General features: G+C 56.8%; 1 protein-coding gene and 1 pseudogene. Both read left to right on the top strand.

Annotated elements, in window-relative coordinates; genetic code table 11:
• Positions 1–162: 162 nt before the first annotated feature.
• A complete protein-coding gene (sul2, locus tag QWY78_RS09240; protein ID WP_001043260.1) occupies positions 163–978 on the top strand; it encodes a sulfonamide-resistant dihydropteroate synthase Sul2 in 816 nt (271 codons plus the stop codon).
• A 1-nt stretch (position 979) separates the two neighbouring features.
• Positions 980–1,082: pseudogene (locus QWY78_RS09235) on the top strand (IS1595 family transposase); the annotation flags it as partial.

Genomic DNA, 1,082 nt, shown 5'->3' with positions numbered 1-1,082 from the left:
TCTCAACGAGTTTATTTACAAATTAAACAGACGGTATTTTGGAGACAAACTCTTTGACAGACTAGTAATTGCGAATATAACAGGTGCATAAACGGATAATCAGAATCTTTAAACATCCTAATTAACTACCTGCGGATTTTAGGTATTATTATAGAAGCCCCCATGAATAAATCGCTCATCATTTTCGGCATCGTCAACATAACCTCGGACAGTTTCTCCGATGGAGGCCGGTATCTGGCGCCAGACGCAGCCATTGCGCAGGCGCGTAAGCTGATGGCCGAGGGGGCAGATGTGATCGACCTCGGTCCGGCATCCAGCAATCCCGACGCCGCGCCTGTTTCGTCCGACACAGAAATCGCGCGTATCGCGCCGGTGCTGGACGCGCTCAAGGCAGATGGCATTCCCGTCTCGCTCGACAGTTATCAACCCGCGACGCAAGCCTATGCCTTGTCGCGTGGTGTGGCCTATCTCAATGATATTCGCGGTTTTCCAGACGCTGCGTTCTATCCGCAATTGGCGAAATCATCTGCCAAACTCGTCGTTATGCATTCGGTGCAAGACGGGCAGGCAGATCGGCGCGAGGCACCCGCTGGCGACATCATGGATCACATTGCGGCGTTCTTTGACGCGCGCATCGCGGCGCTGACGGGTGCCGGTATCAAACGCAACCGCCTTGTCCTTGATCCCGGCATGGGGTTTTTTCTGGGGGCTGCTCCCGAAACCTCGCTCTCGGTGCTGGCGCGGTTCGATGAATTGCGGCTGCGCTTCGATTTGCCGGTGCTTCTGTCTGTTTCGCGCAAATCCTTTCTGCGCGCGCTCACAGGCCGTGGTCCGGGGGATGTCGGGGCCGCGACACTCGCTGCAGAGCTTGCCGCCGCCGCAGGTGGAGCTGACTTCATCCGCACACACGAGCCGCGCCCCTTGCGCGACGGGCTGGCGGTATTGGCGGCGCTGAAAGAAACCGCAAGAATTCGTTAACTTTTCGGTGGCCAGTAAGGAAATCGAGCGAGGCAAGGGTACACGTGGCCGGGGAGCCGAGGGAAAGCAGAACGTTGCGGTGATGGCCGAAAGCACCCCGTTGG

This window comes from Kaistella yonginensis, from assembly GCF_030409525.1.
GTDB classification, from domain to species: domain Bacteria; phylum Bacteroidota; class Bacteroidia; order Flavobacteriales; family Weeksellaceae; genus Kaistella; species Kaistella yonginensis.
This window is presented reverse-complemented; position numbering and strand designations above follow the sequence as displayed.